Origin of the sequence: Paenibacillus filicis (genome assembly GCF_038070315.1) — a bacterium.
In the GTDB taxonomy this organism is placed as follows: Bacteria; Bacillota; Bacilli; order Paenibacillales; family NBRC-103111; genus Paenibacillus_G; species Paenibacillus_G filicis.
On record NZ_JBBPCC010000029.1, the window covers coordinates 49,851 to 66,189 of the forward strand.

The 16,339-nt window shown below is 53.6% G+C and carries 12 protein-coding genes; 4 read left to right on the forward strand and 8 right to left on the reverse strand.

The genetic code is table 11. The features are described from left to right. Window positions 1-84 precede the first annotated feature (84 nt). Together WMW72_RS31210 and WMW72_RS31215 are read right to left on the reverse strand one after the other, a co-directional pair. Window positions 85-1,830: a putative bifunctional diguanylate cyclase/phosphodiesterase gene (locus tag WMW72_RS31210; RefSeq protein WP_341419511.1), complete on the reverse strand. Its 1,746-nt coding sequence runs from the start codon at window positions 1,828-1,830 to the stop codon at window positions 85-87. 138 nt (window positions 1,831-1,968) lie between these two features. Next, a complete protein-coding gene (locus WMW72_RS31215; RefSeq protein ID WP_341419512.1) occupies window positions 1,969-3,624 on the reverse strand; it encodes a copper resistance CopC/CopD family protein in 1,656 nt (551 codons plus the stop codon). A 409-nt stretch (window positions 3,625-4,033) separates the two neighbouring features. Between WMW72_RS31215 and WMW72_RS31220 the strand changes: the two genes are divergently transcribed. Continuing rightward, window positions 4,034-6,259, forward strand: a complete 2,226-nt coding sequence (locus WMW72_RS31220; protein WP_341419513.1) for a ribonucleoside-diphosphate reductase subunit alpha — start codon at window positions 4,034-4,036, stop codon at window positions 6,257-6,259. Window positions 6,260-6,379: 120 nt separating this feature from the next. Next, a complete protein-coding gene (locus WMW72_RS31225) occupies window positions 6,380-7,417 on the forward strand; it encodes a ribonucleotide-diphosphate reductase subunit beta (RefSeq protein ID WP_341419514.1) in 1,038 nt (345 codons plus the stop codon). Window positions 7,418-7,545: 128 nt separating this feature from the next. Here the strand turns inward: WMW72_RS31225 and WMW72_RS31230 are convergent, their stop codons facing one another. From WMW72_RS31230 to WMW72_RS31240, 3 genes are all read right to left on the reverse strand, one after another. Beyond that, window positions 7,546-9,099, reverse strand: a complete 1,554-nt coding sequence (locus WMW72_RS31230; protein ID WP_341419515.1) for a methyl-accepting chemotaxis protein — start codon at window positions 9,097-9,099, stop codon at window positions 7,546-7,548. Window positions 9,100-9,167: 68 nt separating this feature from the next. After that, window positions 9,168-10,895, reverse strand: a complete 1,728-nt coding sequence (locus WMW72_RS31235) for a diguanylate cyclase (protein WP_341419517.1) — start codon at window positions 10,893-10,895, stop codon at window positions 9,168-9,170. Between the two features lie 43 nt (window positions 10,896-10,938). Then, on the reverse strand, window positions 10,939-11,322 hold the full coding sequence (locus WMW72_RS31240) for a response regulator (RefSeq protein ID WP_341419518.1): 384 nt from the start codon (window positions 11,320-11,322) through the stop codon (window positions 10,939-10,941). Between the two features lie 205 nt (window positions 11,323-11,527). Between WMW72_RS31240 and WMW72_RS31245 the strand changes: the two genes are divergently transcribed. Beyond that, the gene (locus WMW72_RS31245) at window positions 11,528-11,917 is read left to right on the forward strand and encodes a hypothetical protein (RefSeq protein ID WP_341419519.1); all 390 of its coding nucleotides are present in this window, start codon (window positions 11,528-11,530) and stop codon (window positions 11,915-11,917) included. 116 nt (window positions 11,918-12,033) lie between these two features. Here WMW72_RS31245 and WMW72_RS31250 read toward each other — a convergent pair whose 3' ends face one another. Next, on the reverse strand, window positions 12,034-12,426 hold the full coding sequence (locus WMW72_RS31250) for a gamma-glutamylcyclotransferase family protein (protein WP_423227628.1): 393 nt from the start codon (window positions 12,424-12,426) through the stop codon (window positions 12,034-12,036). 305 nt (window positions 12,427-12,731) lie between these two features. Between WMW72_RS31250 and WMW72_RS31255 the strand changes: the two genes are divergently transcribed. Continuing rightward, window positions 12,732-13,508, forward strand: coding sequence for a sulfite exporter TauE/SafE family protein (locus tag WMW72_RS31255; protein WP_341419521.1), 777 nt, complete (start codon window positions 12,732-12,734; stop codon window positions 13,506-13,508). A 128-nt stretch (window positions 13,509-13,636) separates the two neighbouring features. Here WMW72_RS31255 and WMW72_RS31260 read toward each other — a convergent pair whose 3' ends face one another. Then, entirely contained in the window at window positions 13,637-13,921 is a 285-nt protein-coding gene (locus WMW72_RS31260; protein ID WP_341419522.1) for a CD3324 family protein, read from the reverse strand. A 663-nt stretch (window positions 13,922-14,584) separates the two neighbouring features. Then, window positions 14,585-16,225, reverse strand: a complete 1,641-nt coding sequence (locus tag WMW72_RS31265) for a bifunctional metallophosphatase/5'-nucleotidase (protein WP_341419523.1) — start codon at window positions 16,223-16,225, stop codon at window positions 14,585-14,587. Between the last annotated feature and the right edge of the window lie 114 nt (window positions 16,226-16,339).

Here is a 16,339-nt window from a genome sequence, read left to right on the forward strand (position 1 = left end):
CGGCGTCCGGCTGCCTAGCCCGGTAAACGTCCAAGAAGCCGCATCCAGTTCGGATGCGGCTTCTTCTTCAAGTTCCGTATACAGTTAGGCGGATAACCGCTGCAGCAGACTTGTAAACTCCCGGGCCGGAATCGGCTTGGAGTAAATATAGCCCTGGATCTCCCTGCACTTGACGTCCAGCAGGAAGGAAAGCTGCTCCTCAGTCTCAACGCCCTCGGCGATCACATTCAGCTTCAGGCTGTGCGCCATCGCCATAATCGCCCGGATGATGGCTGCATCATCCGGATCATCCGTAATATCGCGGACGAACTGCTGCGCAATCTTCAGCTTATTGATCGGGAACTTCTTCAAGTAACTGAGCGAGGAGTAGCCCGTTCCGAAGTCATCCATCGAGATATGGACGCCCAGATTCCTCAGCTCCTGCAGCTTCTGAATCACCTGATCGACGTGAACCATCGCGATGCCTTCCGTGATCTCCAGCTCCAGATACTGCGGCTCCAGACCGCTGTCCTGCAGCGCCCTCAATACCACCTGGATGAAGTCCTGCTGATGGAACTGGATCGGAGAGATGTTGACGGCCATCTTGACCGCAGGGAACCCTGCAGCCTGCCATGCCTTGTTCTGCTTACAAGCCATACGAAGCACCCATTCCCCGATCGGAATGATCAGTCCCGTTTCCTCCGCCAGCGGGATAAATTCACCCGGAGAGATGTAACCCAGACTCGGATGGTTCCAGCGAATCAAGGCCTCCATGCCATTCAATCGGCTCGTGAAAATATCTACCTGCGGCTGGTAATGCAGAACAAACTCCTCATGCTCCAGCGCTTGATTCAGCCACTCCTCCATCACCAGCTTCTTGATCACCGTATCGTTCATCTCGGCCTGAAACAGCTGGTAACCGTTTTTGCCGCGGTCTTTCGCCCGGTACAAGGCGGTATCAGCGTTTTTCATCAAGGTGACAGAGTCGTCGCCGTCGTCCGGATACATGGCAATGCCAATGCTGCACCCGACTCTGAGCACATGCCCTTCTATGGAAAAGGGCTGGCTGAGCAAGCGCATAATCTTCTGCGCGACCTTCTCGGCATCGTCACTCAGTGCCGTATCCTTGATCAGCAGCGTGAATTCGTCGCCACCCTGTCTGGCTACTACATCTCCCATGTGCAAACCCTGCTGCAGGCGCTGGGCTGCTTCGTTCAGAAGCTGATCTCCAAAGGTATGCCCGAACGTTTCATTGACGTTCTTGAACCTGTCCAAGTCGATCAGCATAACGGAGAGCTTGCGCTGTGACTGCTTGGCTACCTCAATCGACTGGCCCAGCGTTTCCTGGAACATTTGCCGGTTCGGAAGCCCCGTCAGTGAATCGTGATACGCCAGATAAGTCAGCTGGCGGACCGTCCTATCGCGTTGACGGATATCCGTGGCGACCAGAAACATCAACGGACCGGTCAGCAGGAACAAGAGAAGCGTTTCGGGCGTGTCCGCGAACCAATTAACCGTGCCGGTATACATAAACCGAAACATCATGTCGATGGCCTCTATGGCCACGAACAGAGCCGCAACGATGAGCACGGTTCTGACCGGGCGGAAGGCTCCTCTCTGCTTGATACCGCCGTATAGAGCAGGAGGAACGAGCAAGCTCAGACTTAAGGCCTTCAAGTAATCGAACAGACCGTTCGACCATCCGATAAGATCTTTCATGGACAGCATGACCAATGCGGCTCCGGCCATTACACCCCACAGACGCAGAAGCAATCCATACCGGGCAAGGGTACTCCTCGTATTATCCCCCTGCTCCCTGTAAGGGCCTGGAGCATGTTGCGCTTTTTCCATTGTCGATCCTCTGCTTCCTCTTTAAAGGTATACTTCTATTGTAAGGGGACGGCTACAAATCGACAAGAAAAACTTGGTCGTAAAGTCCTATTTTTCTAAAGTTCGCACGAACTGAGCAGAAATATGTCGAACATCCCGTCAATAGAGCCTAATCTCATTGGGGTAGACGGTCTCATCGTCGTTGCTGTCCATGACCCGAACCTCGATATTCCATCTTCCCGCGTAAGGCAAGTAAGGTCCCTGCGCCTTATAGGTATAGCGCTTCATCCCATAATCTTCGTCTACGCTCGCATCTTCAGCCGGTACCAAGGGTACCTCAAACGGAGCGATATCCGGCATATCCGGTGACTGCAGCTTCAAGATCACTTGCTTCGGAGGACCCAACTGCTCCAGCAGCCATACCTTGACGGTAAAGCGGTTGACACCCGGCGCATTGGGCGTAATCTGTGTGGTCATATGAATCTTCTGCCCCATCACATGCCATTGCAGCGGGGTATTGGCAGGCATCGGGGTCAGATAGGTGAAGATCCCGACAATGACCAGAATACAGGTCATGAGCGCGGCGTCGACCCGAATCAGCGCTCCGAGAGCACGCTCTTTCTTACGTTTGAGCGTATAGCGGATGACGGCTGCTGTGAGGATGACCAGCAGGACAAGCCCCGTTTTGGCGATCAGCCAGCGGCCCCAAGCCGTCTCCAGCACGTATTCGATGTCAGGCAGGAAGATCAGCGTGGACAAAGTCCCCGTCACAGCCAGCACGATGATGGACAAGAGCGCAGCGGTCGAGAACACGGGCAGCAGCTTGCGGACTCCCTCCTGATGGACACGCCATAGATAGAGCAGCATCACCAGACCTCCGACCCACACGGCTGAAGCCCCTAGATGCAGCCAGTCGAGCAGCAGCGTCTGACTCTTGGGCTGGAAGGCCGACGCATGGCCCAGCAGACTTTTGCTGAACCAGACAGCCGCTACCCAGCCATAAGCGAGCCAAGGTCCGCGCTGCAGACATACGAAGGACAGCAGTGCCAGCAAAAGCCCAGCCAGCCAGGCGGGTCCGATCGTCGTTTTGGTGAACAGGCTGATCAAGCCTTCCGTCCCCCCATCTCCGACAAGATCGCCCAAGTGCGCGCCCATGAATAAAATATAGACAACCGTGTAGGCCTGCTGCAGGACTCCTGTGACCTTGCGCAGCAAGGATTGCGTCTGCTCCGGCTGGCCAAGCCCGAACCAGCGCTGCCACAATACCCAACCCGTCAGCGTAAGCATCGAGACGTAGAAGGCGATCCGGGCCGCGAATTGCAGGACGTCCTTCGTGCCAAGCCCGCCTAAGTCGCTGGCATGCCGGTGCATATGCTCCATGGATTCATTGCTGCTCGCCGCAGAGGGAGCATCCAGGCTTTGCCCGACAGCAAACAGATAGCTCCCTTGAATCGGGTGCCCGTCCGCTGAGATGACGTGATACGTCGCCAGATAAGTGCCTCGCGCGAGCTCGGGCAGATCGAGGATCACCGCCGTCCTGGACTCGTTCATGACTGCGACCTTATCCGTTACCTTATGCTTGTCCTTATCATAGACACGCACATAATAAAGCCCTTCTTCGAGGCGCTCGTTGAACGTTAGCGTCACGGCCTCCGGAGACCTCTCCAGCTCACTGCCCGCTTCCGGCACCGCCTGCACGAGACTGGCGTGCGCATGAACACGGTCTGCCGGCAGCATCCAAAACACCATAAGTGCAATCATCCACACATAGACCCAGATCCGGGCACGCGTTCGATGAAGCCGAGAAACATTCATATCGTTAACCTCCGTTTCAACCTGTCAGCCTTAAATGTAGCACAAAGCAGGGCCCGAAACCACAGGACTTGGACCGCGAAATCTACGATTCTATGACATGTCAATTCTCGCAAATAGATTGACAGAAGGTCCCCTTATCATGTACATTCTTTTTATTGTCTCATTCGAAAATAAACTATATGTTGTAGATTGAATATCAGTTAAACACGATATGTAGTATATTTTACAAAAAGTCAAGTCTTTTATTACAGAGTTCGGCTAGTCCGTTCTTCCCCTTTATTCGACAAAATTCATCATGTCTTGGAACACCCTTTAGGACATCATCACCAGCATGCTGCTGCCCGCAATAGGACAGGCGCGTGCTTTTTATTCGCTGGCCGATTGAACTACTTGCAGAGGAGCTAAAATCATGATTATCGTCAAACGCGACGGCACGAAGGAAGAGCTCGTATTTTCCAAAATGAAAAAGGTGATCGATTTCGCAAGTGAAAGCTATCCGGAATGCGATCCCCTGGAGCTAGAGACAGCCTTGCTGCCTTTGTTCCGCAACGGCATTACGACTAAGGAAATCCAACGCTTACTGATTCAAGTGGCAGTAGAGAAAACAAGCGTAGAGCAGCCCAACTGGCAGTATGTTGCCGCCAAGCTGCTGGCCTACGATCTGTATAAGGAAGCCCGGCTGAACCGCAAATATGGTCATTTTGGCTACGGGGATTTGTATTCGCTCATCACCTATCTGACCGATGCCGGACTGTACGGCTCTTATATTCTGGAGCATTACACCCGTGAAGAGATCATGGAGCTCGGCGCCTACATCAAGCCGGAGCGCGATTATCTGCTCAATTACATAGGGCTCAAAACACTCGCCGACCGCTACCTGATCCGCAGCCACGACAAGGAAGTGCTGGAGCTGCCGCAGGAGCTGTTCATGGGCGTGGCCATGCATCTGGCCATGAAGGAGTCCGACAAGCTGCGCTGGGCCAAGCAGTTCTACGATGTGCTGAGCAGCCTGGAGATGACCGTCGCTACACCTACCCTAGCTAACGCGCGCAAGCCGCTGCATCAATTGTCCAGCTGCTTCATCGATACGGTGCCGGATAACCTGTGGGGCATCTATAACGTGGACCAAAGCTTCGCGCAGGTCTCCAAGCATGGCGGCGGCATGGGCATCTATGTCGGCAAAGTGCGCAGCCGCGGCTCCAACATCCGCGGGTACAAGGGCGTCGCAGGCGGCGTCGTGCCTTGGATCAAGAACTACAATAACACCGCTATCGCCGTCGATCAGCTCGGTGTTCGCTCCGGTGCAGTCGCCGTCTATCTGGACGTCTGGCACAAGGATATCCTGGACTTCCTGAACCTGAAGACCAACAATGGCGACGACCGGATGAAGGCTCACGATATTTTCCCTGGCGTCTGTATTCCGGACCTGTTCATGCGCACGGTGCAGGAGCGCGGCTCCTGGTACCTGTTCGATCCGCATGAGGTCCGCAAGTACAAAGGCTACTCGCTGGAGGATTCGTTCGGAGACGAGTGGGAGCAGCGTTACCTCGATTGCGTCAACGACGAGAACATCTCCAAGGATGAGATCCCGGCGATTGACATCATGAAGCGCATCCTGACCAGCTCGTTTGAAACCGGCACGCCGTTCATCTTCTTCCGCGATACGGTTAACCGCGCTAACCCGAACAAGCATAAGGGCATGATTTACTGCTCTAACCTGTGCACAGAGATTTGTCAGAATATGAGCGCTACCGAGATCATCCAAACGACCCACGAGGATGGGATCATCACTTCGCAGGTGAAGAGTGGCGACTTCGTCGTATGCAACCTGTCCTCCACGAATTTGGGACGTGTATACACCAAAGAGGATATCGAGCGCGTCGTCATGACCCAGATGCGGATGATGGATAATGTCATCGATCTGAACTATTACCCGGTACCGCAAGCGGAGATTACGAATAAGAAATACCGTGCCGTCGGTCTCGGCTCCAGCGGCTACCATCAGATGCTGGCCCAGCTGCAAATCAACTGGGAATCGGATGAGCATGTGGCCAAGGCTGCAGAAGTATACGAATGGATGAACTTCTACGCCATCAAGGCTTCCATGGAGATTGCCCGTGAAAAAGGCGCCTACCCGGCGTTCGAGGGCAGCGAATGGCAGACAGGCGTTTACTTCGACTCCCGCGGCTATGATAGCCCCGAGTGGCAGGAATTGAAGGAACAGGTTGCGAAGCACGGCGTCCGCAATGGCTGGATGTTCGCCATCGCGCCGACCGCATCGACGTCGCTAATCGCCGGCTCGACCGCAGGGATCGATCCGATCTTCAACAAGTTCTTCGTCGAAGAGAAGAAAAACGCAGTCATTCCGCAAACGGCGCCTAACCTGAATGCCGACACAATGTGGTATTATAAGGAAGCTCACCGGATCGATCAGCTCTGGAGCATCAAAGCAGCCGGTGCGCGCCAGCGTCATATTGACCAGTCCCAATCCTTCAACCTTTATATCACGCCAGAGCTGTCCGCAAGGGAGTTCCTGGAGTTGTACATGGCCGCTTGGGAGAATGGCCTCAAGACCGTGTATTACGTCCGCAACAAGAGCCTTGAGGTTGAAGACTGCGTAAGCTGCAGCGCCTAAACCTGAAAGGACTGCGGCCAGGGCTGTGAATAGCAGCGACCTGATTTTGAAATCCTACACAGGGGCCTCTGCCCCTGTTTCCTTTATTTACACGACTTCTACTCACAGGAGGGTCTACATATGGATCTGCAAAAGAAAAAGCTGTTCAATGAAAACGGGGACCGCGATTGGGGCAAGCGCCGCATGATCGGAGGCAACACGACGAATCTGATCGAGCTGAACAATGTGAAATACGACTGGGCTACGAAGATGTACCGGACGATGATGAATAACTTCTGGATTCCGGAAGAAATCCCCCTCGCCCAGGACGCCAAGGATTACAAGTTCCTCTCGCCCGAGGAGCGTCAGAGCTACGACAAGATCATCAGCTTCCTGATCTTCCTGGATTCCCTCCAGACGGCTAATCTACCGAATATCAACGAGTATATCACCGCTTCCGAGGTCAACCTGTGTCTGACCGTTCAGACGTTCCAGGAGGCCGTGCACAGCCAAAGCTACTCGTACATCCTGGACAGCGTATGCTCGGCCGAGGTACGTGACGACATCTACAATCAATGGCGCGAAGACAAGCATCTTCTGAAACGCAACCGGTTCATCACCGATCTGTACGAGCGCTTCATCGAAGCGCCGACAACCGACAACCTGATGCGTACGATTATGGCCAACTATATTCTTGAAGGCTTGTACTTCTACAGCGGCTTCAGCTTCTTCTACGCGCTCGGACGTCAAGGCAAGATGCTCGGGACCGTTTCGGAGATCAAGTACATCCAGCGTGACGAGCTGACACATCTGGCGCTGTTCCAGAATATTTTCCGGGAGATCCGCAAGGAAAACCCTGAGGTGTTCACGGAAGAGCTGATCGAAGACCTGCGCGGTATGATGCGTACGGCTGTCGAGCATGAGATCGAGTGGGGTCAATACATCACGAACAACAAGATCAACGGACTCAGCAATGAAATTCTGGATCAGTATATTAAATACTTGTCCAATGAACGGCTGCGCAAGCTCGGCCTCGAGATTCTGTACCCGGAAGTCGTCGAGCATCCGATGAAGTGGGTCGAGAGCTTCAGCAACATGAACAGCATGAAGACCGACTTCTTCGAGCAAAAGGTTACGAACTACAGCAAATCGTCCAACCTCAATTGGGATGATTTGTAAGACCTATTGAAAAGCTAATCCGATTGAATATACAAAGGGGTTGTCCCGCAAGGTCCTAGAGAACCTTACGGAACAACCCCTTTATTTGAGCTTCGTTTCACTTGGCCCGCACACCGGATGCTGGATGCTTAGATGCGCTTGCGTGCCTCTTCATTAATCCCGGCACAGATTTTCTCCAGCTCATGGGCGAGCTGGTTCAGCCCCTCTGTCGCTTCCGAGATCGACTCCATCGCCATGAGCTGATGCTGGCTGGAAGACAATACCCGCTGCGCGCCGCCTGCATTATCGCCGGACAACCGCGCCACCTCGTTCAAGGAAGCGGAAACCTCCTCCGTACCTGCCGACATCTGCTGGGCTGAAGCCGATATTTCCTGAATCTGGTCACAAACCCTGCGAGCTTCCTCCACGATCAGGTTAAACACCTGACCCGCCTCGCCGACCGCCTGATGGCTGGACTCGACTTCGGCTCCGCCAACCTTCATAATCTGAACTGCCGAGGAGGTGGCCCGCTGGATCTCCTCAATTAGCTCGCTGATCTGACCGGCTGACGCTTCCGACTGTTCAGCCAGCTTGCGCACTTCGGTGGCGACGACGGCAAAGCCGCTCCCCTGATCTCCCGCACGGGCCGCTTCGATGGCGGCATTCAGCGCCAGCAGGTTCGTTTGCGAAGCAATGCCGGAGATGATCGTTGCAATTTCTCCGATTTGCAGCGACTGCTGCTCCAGACGCTCCAGCGCCTCCCCAACCTTCTGCGAGGTGACTTGCAGCGAATCCAGCTGAGATACGGCATGATTGATCGTGATATTGCCCTTCTCTGCCTCACGGACCATGCCCATCGAGGCTTCGGTGACGACGCCCGACGATTCAGCCACACGTTGTACGCCGATCGACATCTCTTCCATGGCGCGAGCACTGTCGTTACTGTTCTGCGCCTGATCCTCGGTAGCGGCTGCCATACGTTCCATGGACTCCATAATGCTGCGGTTTTCGACCAGTGTACGGTCCGCATTGCCGTTCAGATGTTCGACATAACGAACAAGCTGGCCTGAGCTTGTCGTTAACCGGTCCAAGGTTTGCTTGAGCAGCTCCTGCTTCTGCAGCTTCTCCGCCTCAAGCAGCCCGAGCGTGACTTTCTTCTTGGAAATCTGCCAGACCGTTGTTCCGGCTGTCAACAGCAGGAATACGAGATGAACCAATAAGAGCGTGATGCCGTAGCCTTCCGATCCGAAGACCAGCTCCGGGAAAAACAAAAAGGCCGTCGCATATTGCAGCGCGAAAACTCCGGTCATGGTCCAGATCAGCTTGGTGCTTTCATAAAAGGCCATCAAGGCGATAACCATAAAAATCGAGAAGAAGAACTCCAGCATACCGCCCGCTACGAAGATCATAGCTACGCTCGACAGCGTCATCGACAACGCATTGGCCAGCGGTACTAAGCGCTGCTGCCCCATCGCGTAAGCAATACCGCCTGCAATCAGAAAAAGAACGGGAGCAACCAGCAAAGAGTTCAGCACAAAGCCGTAAGCGGTCAAATCCACATTATGCTGAGAGTGAAACACACCCACCCAGCGGAATAGTACATGTGTCAAGAGAGCAAGCATAAAGGTGCCCAAAGTAACAGGCAATGTCATTCTGTTTTTGATGGTGAGCATATCGAGCGGTTTTTCAGTCAAATCTCCCACATCCTTTGGAATTTTACATGCATGTCATGCATCAACAAGCCGCAGCCCGAGTCAAGAAGAAGCAGGCGTTATGCCAGCTCCAATAGCTCCTTGACCCGCAGCTCGAGCTCAACCATAGAGAAGGGCTTGTGCATATAGCCGTCCGCTCCAAGCTGCAGGCCGCGGTCGATATCCTCCTCACGGTTCCGTCCGGACAGGATCATGACCTTCATCTCAGGCGGACGCTGGTCCCTGTCGCTTAGAAGCTGCAGCAGCCCGTAACCGTCCAGACGGGGCATCACCCTATCCAGGATGCACAGATGAAGCGTCTGCTGTTGTATGATCTCATAAGCTTCCTCGCCGTCGACCGCCTCCTGGAAGTCGATTGGCAGATGCTTCAGCTTGGCAATCAGAATGGAGCGCAGTATTTTATCGTCATCCGCAATGAGCACCCGCTTGCGCGCGCTCGTCTGGACAGGCCGTTCAGCCGGTTCCTGGTTATCGCCCGCCATCCGTAGCACGACTCGGTTCCGTCCGCTCTGCTTAGCCTCATACATGGCGCTGTCCGAGGCTCCGATCCACTGCTTGACATCCATGTCAGGTACCCACTCCGATACGCCCGCCGAAAATGTGATGCGCAGAGGTTGTCCTTCATTCTGTGCAACCGGCTCCAGCTGGGCCATCTGCAGAATATGCTCGAGCGCCTTCTTGGCGTCGGACCCTCCCGTATTGGGGAACACGACCACGAATTCCTCGCCGCCAAATCGTGCAAGCACATCCGTATTCCGTAAATTATCCTGCAGCAGATGGGCAAGCCCTTGCAGCACCAGGTCGCCCATGTGATGTCCGTATGTATCGTTGATAGATTTGAAGCGATCAATATCGATAAAAGCCAGCGATACGGGCCCTGGATACCGGGCGCTCCGCTGCAGCTCAACCTGAATCTGATTATCAAAGAACCGGCGGTTATATACCCCCGTGAGCGGATCACGGAATGCCATCTGCTCGAAGGTTTTCGTCCGGTTCAGCAGACTGTAGATACGTGCTGCTAGCTCGTCATACTGGAAGGGCTTGGTCACGTAATCATCCGCTCCCAGATAGAAGCACCGTACCTTATCGCTTACATCTTCACGACCCGACAAGACAATCAGCGGAAGCCACTTCAGAGTAGGATCATCCTTCAGAAACTCGAACAGCTCATAACCGCTCGCCGGATGCATCATCAGGTCCAGCGTCACCAGATGGTAGGTGTTCTCCCGCAGCAGCTTCTCAGCTGCCACCACATCAGCCGCTTCGTCCACCTCATAGCCATCCATCCTCAGTCTCCGGACCAGATAGGAACGGAGAACCTCATCGTCATCGATCACGAGCAGCCGTTCCCCGGACGGCTGCATGAAGGACCACTGCACCCGTTCCTGATGGTCATCCAGCTCCAGCTCGCGTTTATAGATATCCAGCTCCAGCTCCAGCTCGCGCAGCAAGGGACCAGACGGCTCCATGCAACGGTCGTAATGGACCATGCTGCCGGGTTCCTGGTCTTGCTCTGCATCGGCCTGTGTCCACTCCCACAGGTCAACCAGCTTCTGTGCAACGATGCCTACGCGGACAAAGCCGAACATTGGGGCGCTTCCCTTGAGCGTATGTACGATCCTGTAAATCCGCTTGGCCGACTCGAACGGATCATCGGGCTGGCTGGACAGCATCCACTCACGGAGCTGAGCCAGTTGCTTGGCAAGCTCAGCCACATACTTGTGCTTGCCCTCTTTCATCAGACGATGTTCCCTGGCGGTTCTGTCTTCTCCAGAGCTATGACGCAAACCAAGCTCACTCCCGATCTCTAAGCATAATCATGCGTCCGTTCTAGTTCGAACGCTGCTCAATAAGTTCAATCACGGTATCGATCAATTGCAAAGGGCTAAAGGGCTTTACTATGTATTGGGTGACGCCTGCTTCCCTGGCGCGCTCGCGATCTTTGTCGAGAGCCTTGGCCGTCAGAAGAATGACCGGAGCCTCCCGGTTGGGATTATCTTGACTGCGAAGCCATTCGCAAACTTCGACACCGGTCTGCTCCGGCATCATATAGTCCAAAATGATCAGATCGAACCGCTCATCGTTCAGCCGCTCGACCGCTTCCTTGCCGTCAGCAGCCTCTGTAATGTCGTATCCTTCGTCTGCCAGGGTCTCCGTCAGCAAAAACCGGAGGGCCTCCTCGTCGTCCGCAAGTAAAATTTTATAGGGGGACATTCACATTCTCTCCGCTTCTGAATCATGCAATTTCGTATGGCTTCATTATACCACGAACCGCATGGAATAGGGGTGAAAAAAACAATTGTCTATGAGTCAAAAGTAGGGTGTATAATCCATTGGAACTATGTTATTATCATCATAAAGATTTTTTTAGCAAAATTACTCGAATGATTAGGAATTACGTCCTATCGAAGGGATGGTTATGATGCAATCCATTGATCAATTAATACGCAAAGTTTCCCGATATGTTTCGTTCGGCCAGCCGGTTTCTTCTGGTTCTGTCGTCAGCCAGCGCATATCAGACCCGCGTATTCCTATGCAGGCCTATTATCTATCACTCAAAGCTCAGAACGAGCAGGATCAATATTATCACGAGGTATGGCTGAAGCAGGAAGGCTCTTTCGCGGTCACCGAAGCCTGGTACAAGGACAGCACGGTCACGCGCAAGCTTCACCTTGATAATCTGAACTATGAGCAGCTTATCGTTGCCATTGGGGAAGAAGATGCGAATGCCGTGATGATGAGAATCACGGAGATTATCAAGAAATCCGAGAAGGAAGACTGGAGACCCTTCTCGCGGCGCGCTTTGTAGCACCTCTCTTGCTGCGGGGAAATCCACTTGCAGCCGATTCCATCGTCACATATCGTAAGCCGCATTGGCTGATCTCTACCTGGAACCGCAAAGCCCTATAGAGGCTTGCGGTTTTTTTATTCCTGCTGCCGGCCGCGCTCCCGCCACGAACCGCCCTCGATAGCCGGATACCCCTGGGAATGTCCCCATACGTAGGTCCAGCCTTCGCGCTCTTCCCTTATGCCGTCGCGGATCCATACGCGCTCGTAGCTATTGGGTCCTCCCGGGCCGTAGTATTCCTCCAGCCTGTCGAGCTCGGCCAGGCCTTCGCTCTCGATCACGATCCATTCCCCCCTGACCATGCCTCCCCCTCCCGGTCCGGACAGTACAAGTCCAGGGTATTCCCCTGCGTCATACAGACAGCCAGGCACCGTGCCGGGACGGACGGACAATACATACGGGGCCACGATATGATGATTCGATTCACCTACCAGCAAGGTTCCATACACAAATACAGGGATCAAGAACACCACTCCTTTGAGCCAAAGCATGCGTTTTGTCCTGTCATCTCTCTTTTACTATATCATACAGCCCCTCAACGTTCCTCAGGAAGACGGGACTATATTTACGACGCAAGCCCAGCTTCCGCCAATCGACAATCCTTGGAATACGCCTGTTAATTATTGTGCCGGATGGGCACCAGACCTCCCTAAGCCTACATATAGTGAAAATAAAACACGAAAAAAAGGAAAAAGTTCAATTTTATAATTGCGCATAGGTTAACTAGGGATTATAATGAGACTTACCGACAAGACAACTTGAGGTGGGGAACGATATGGAACTGAATATTGTATTCATGGGCGCGCTTGTCGGGCTCTTGGTCGGGCTTACCGGCGTAGGCGGGGCGGCCTTATTGACCCCTTTGCTCGTATTCCTCGGCATCCAGCCTACCGTAGCGGTAGCCACGGATCTCTTCTACAACTCCATCACCAAGCTCTTCGGCAGCATCCAGCATGTGCGTCAGAAGACGGTAAATATGACACTCGTCAGGCATCTCGCTATGGGCAGCGTTCCAAGCGCAGTAATCGCCATTGTTTTGTTGAAATTTTATCCTCCGCTACAGGGCTACCAGGATGCCATTATCAAGCATTCGCTGGGTATCGTGCTGATCGCGGTCGCCATCCTGAGTCTGGCTAAGGTCTGGATCACACCCAACCGCACCAATGCCGTACAAGACAAATCCCTCGCCGATAAGAAAGGGCTCTCCATCCTAATCGGCGTCCTGCTTGGCTTTATCGTCGGACTGACCTCGATCGGCTCCGGCTCTCTCTTCGCCCTCGCTATGATGTTTTTCTACCGGTTGAAAGCCGCCGAGCTAGTCGGCACCGACATTGTGCATGCTTTTCTGCTCGTGTCCGCTGCGGGGCTCATGCATGCAGGCTTCGGCAACATTGATTATTGGCTTGCGTTGAATCTGCTCGTCGGGTCGGTACCGGGTGTTCTCATCGGCAGCAGCCTGTCCGCCAAAGTCCCCGCCAAACCTCTGCGCACCGTTATGGCGACCATCATCCTGATCAGCGGTATCAAGCTGGTCGGCATTCAAGTCTTTTAATCTGAGCATCGAAAAAAGCCAAAAGCATCCACTTCTGGCTCCGTTCGCTATGGTATAAGTCGATGCTGGGCGGCTGCTGGATTACTCATGCTCCGCTTGATGCCGCCTGCTCACCGCACTTTCCTCTATTAGGGTCTAGCCGCGAGTCCGCGGGTTTTGACGATAATTTTGCGAATGCTGTCTTCGCTTAAGTGGAATTTGCCGATCAGCTCTGTAACGGAATACCCGTTCTGATACAGTCTGAATATTTCATGATTCCGCTTTTGAATCGACTGCCGGGTGCCGTTATTCTCACCCCAGCCTGCGCGGGTCTGGTCTTTCTTAGGAACATAAATGATCTCGCCTTGAATATAATCCTGCAATTGCTTGAGCAGGTTAGGCGGCAAAATGTCCTTCCCGTTCTTGTACCCCACCGATGAATGCCTCCTTTCGCGCCGGATTGGCGTTACTTCCGAAAGTCGTCAGCATTTTCATCTTCACACCTCCTATGAATGTGCCCTTGGATACACAGGATTGATAGTCTGAGGGGCATAAAATTAAAAAAACACGATCTGCCGATACGTGCCCGAATGCCTCTTTATGTTCTGTTCCTGTAGAAGACGGGGTTCAGGTGACGGTGATGGAGAAAATGCTTATTCACTTGTAATCAAATCCTCTTGTCATATTCATCATAGTCGTGTTATTCAATACCAACATTACACGCCACTCCCTTCGTCAGAATATATGCTTAAGGCCTGAAACCGAAGCTCCCGGCTTAGCGATCATAAGTCATAGTCAGTTGTATCATACTTCCTAGTTCGACCCTTATTATACCCATTGCTTCCGAAAATGTCCATCGGACTATAGCAGGATGGACGGAAAGTATGTAGGAGGGAGCCCGAAGGCCCCCTTGAAGCTTTTGCAGTCCCTGCTTACGCAGAGACCACCTCGTTTGTTGTAATCATCGTTTCCGATCACTCCTTTCGTAGAGTGTTAGCTGGCCTGCTACACCTACTATTAACGCACGGGGGGCCGTCCTCCCGCAAGGTGAAGAATATTTATAGCTATTTTATCCCCAAGATCCTGCGCCAGCCCGCCTATCTGCCGGCCTTCCCGTCCCACACGACCTCCCAATTGCCATTGAGCGTCGATTGAATCGTTCCCCGCTCCATTATATAGCTGGCGAGCAGCTCGGCCATATCCGTAGGGATATCCTTGACGACCGGCTTGTTCTGGAACATCGCGTAGTTACCGCCCCCCGCCGCACGATAGTTGTTCATAACGACCTCATACTCGCCATCCGGATCGAGCGGCCGCCCGTTGTACAACAGTTCGGTCACGCGCTGACCTACGGGCCGGGAGATGTTCAGCTTATAGTCAATGCCTTCCCACATATCATAGTTATAATGCTGGGGCTTCGGATCGCTGAAAGCCGGACTGACACGAATCTCGCCCTGACCATCATAGGTGTCGAAATAACCCGCCGTCTGTTCCAGAGCAGCTTCGATATCGCGGCCGCTAACCCGGATGACCTGTAGGGTGTTCGGATATATATAATTCGACACGATATCCCGCATCGTAATATGCTCAGGGAAGCCAGGGGATACATTGTCGAACAGTGCGGTATTGGAGATCGGAGCGCCGGAGAGCTCCATCTGTACCCGGTTAATAAACTCAATCAGCGGATGCTCCGCCAGCCGGACTCCCATCGGGTCCAGCACGCGCATATCGCCCACCAGCCGCCCGATCGGCTGATCCAGCCAGGTTTGCGTCAGCCGCTCATGGGGATCTGCCAGCTCCATGATCCGGACATCGGGCACCGCGCCATGCGGCGAGACCAGCTCGGACTCCACCGTCGCCACACGCCAGCGTCCGCCTGCTTCCGCAGACCGCTCTAGCGTCAGTACGGCCTTGCCCAGCAAGGCGCCTGCGCTTCCCGGCTGAATCACCGGTACACCGCAGACCACCTGGGCAATGCTGCGGTGCTGATGACCGGTCAGCAGCAGATCAATGCCAGGCACGTCCCGGCATAAAGCATAGCCCTGATTTTCACCGGTCTGAGGCTCGGTCGGCTCCCCATTCTCCAGATGACGCTCGAAGCCCCCATGATACGCAACGATGACGATGTCCGCTGCTTCCCGCTCCCGCAGCTCCTTCACCCAGCGCCGGGCAGATTGAACCGCATCCTCGAACCGCAGGCCTGCGATATGCTCGGCTTTCTCCCAGTTCGGAATATATGGAGTCGTCAGCCCGAGAACCGCCACCTTAACCCCGCCATAGATCTTGATCGTATAAGGTTTCCCGAGGAAAGGCTCCCCGTCCGATTCGTTCACGATATTCGCACAAAGCCATGGAAAAGAGGACTCGGACGTAGCCTTGCGCAGCAAGTCCATGCCGTAATTGAATTCATGATTTCCGATGACGGCTGCATCGTAACCCAGCTCATTGAGGCTGGCAATCATCGGATTGGCTGCTTCCCGGTTCAGCCGAGCATGATGATAGGCTAGGGGCGTCCCCTGAATCAGGTCTCCGTTGTCGATAAGCAGCACATGCTCATGATGCCGCCGTTTCTCCCGGATGAGTGTCGCCAGCTTGGCGAGTCCCGTTTCCGTCGGGTTATGATTTGCATATTGAATGGGCAAGATATGTCCGTGAATGTCGCTTGTTTCCAGAACGGTGAGCTTAATTGTCGCAGCTTGTGTGGATTCAGTCACAGCTTTCTTCAACTCCATTGTCATCTTTTTATTTTCTCTACAAGAGTTCTTTCAGATTATCTTAACAAAAACAGGGAAAAAGAGCTATAATGTAAGATACAGGTCAGAAACAGTGACATATGCCTGCTTTTTCATAAT

Coding starts and splice junctions, on each gene's coding strand:
- WMW72_RS31210 (WP_341419511.1), bottom strand. CDS start 1,830: ATGGAAAAAGCGCAACATGCTCCAGGCCCTTACAGGGAGCAGGGGGAT.
- WMW72_RS31215 (WP_341419512.1), bottom strand. CDS start 3,624: ATGAATGTTTCTCGGCTTCATCGAACGCGTGCCCGGATCTGGGTCTAT.
- WMW72_RS31220 (WP_341419513.1), top strand. CDS start 4,034: ATGATTATCGTCAAACGCGACGGCACGAAGGAAGAGCTCGTATTTTCC.
- WMW72_RS31225 (WP_341419514.1), top strand. CDS start 6,380: ATGGATCTGCAAAAGAAAAAGCTGTTCAATGAAAACGGGGACCGCGAT.
- WMW72_RS31240 (WP_341419518.1), bottom strand. CDS start 11,322: ATGTCCCCCTATAAAATTTTACTTGCGGACGACGAGGAGGCCCTCCGG.
- WMW72_RS31245 (WP_341419519.1), top strand. CDS start 11,528: ATGATGCAATCCATTGATCAATTAATACGCAAAGTTTCCCGATATGTT.
- WMW72_RS31255 (WP_341419521.1), top strand. CDS start 12,732: ATGGAACTGAATATTGTATTCATGGGCGCGCTTGTCGGGCTCTTGGTC.
- WMW72_RS31265 (WP_341419523.1), bottom strand. CDS start 16,225: ATGACAATGGAGTTGAAGAAAGCTGTGACTGAATCCACACAAGCTGCG.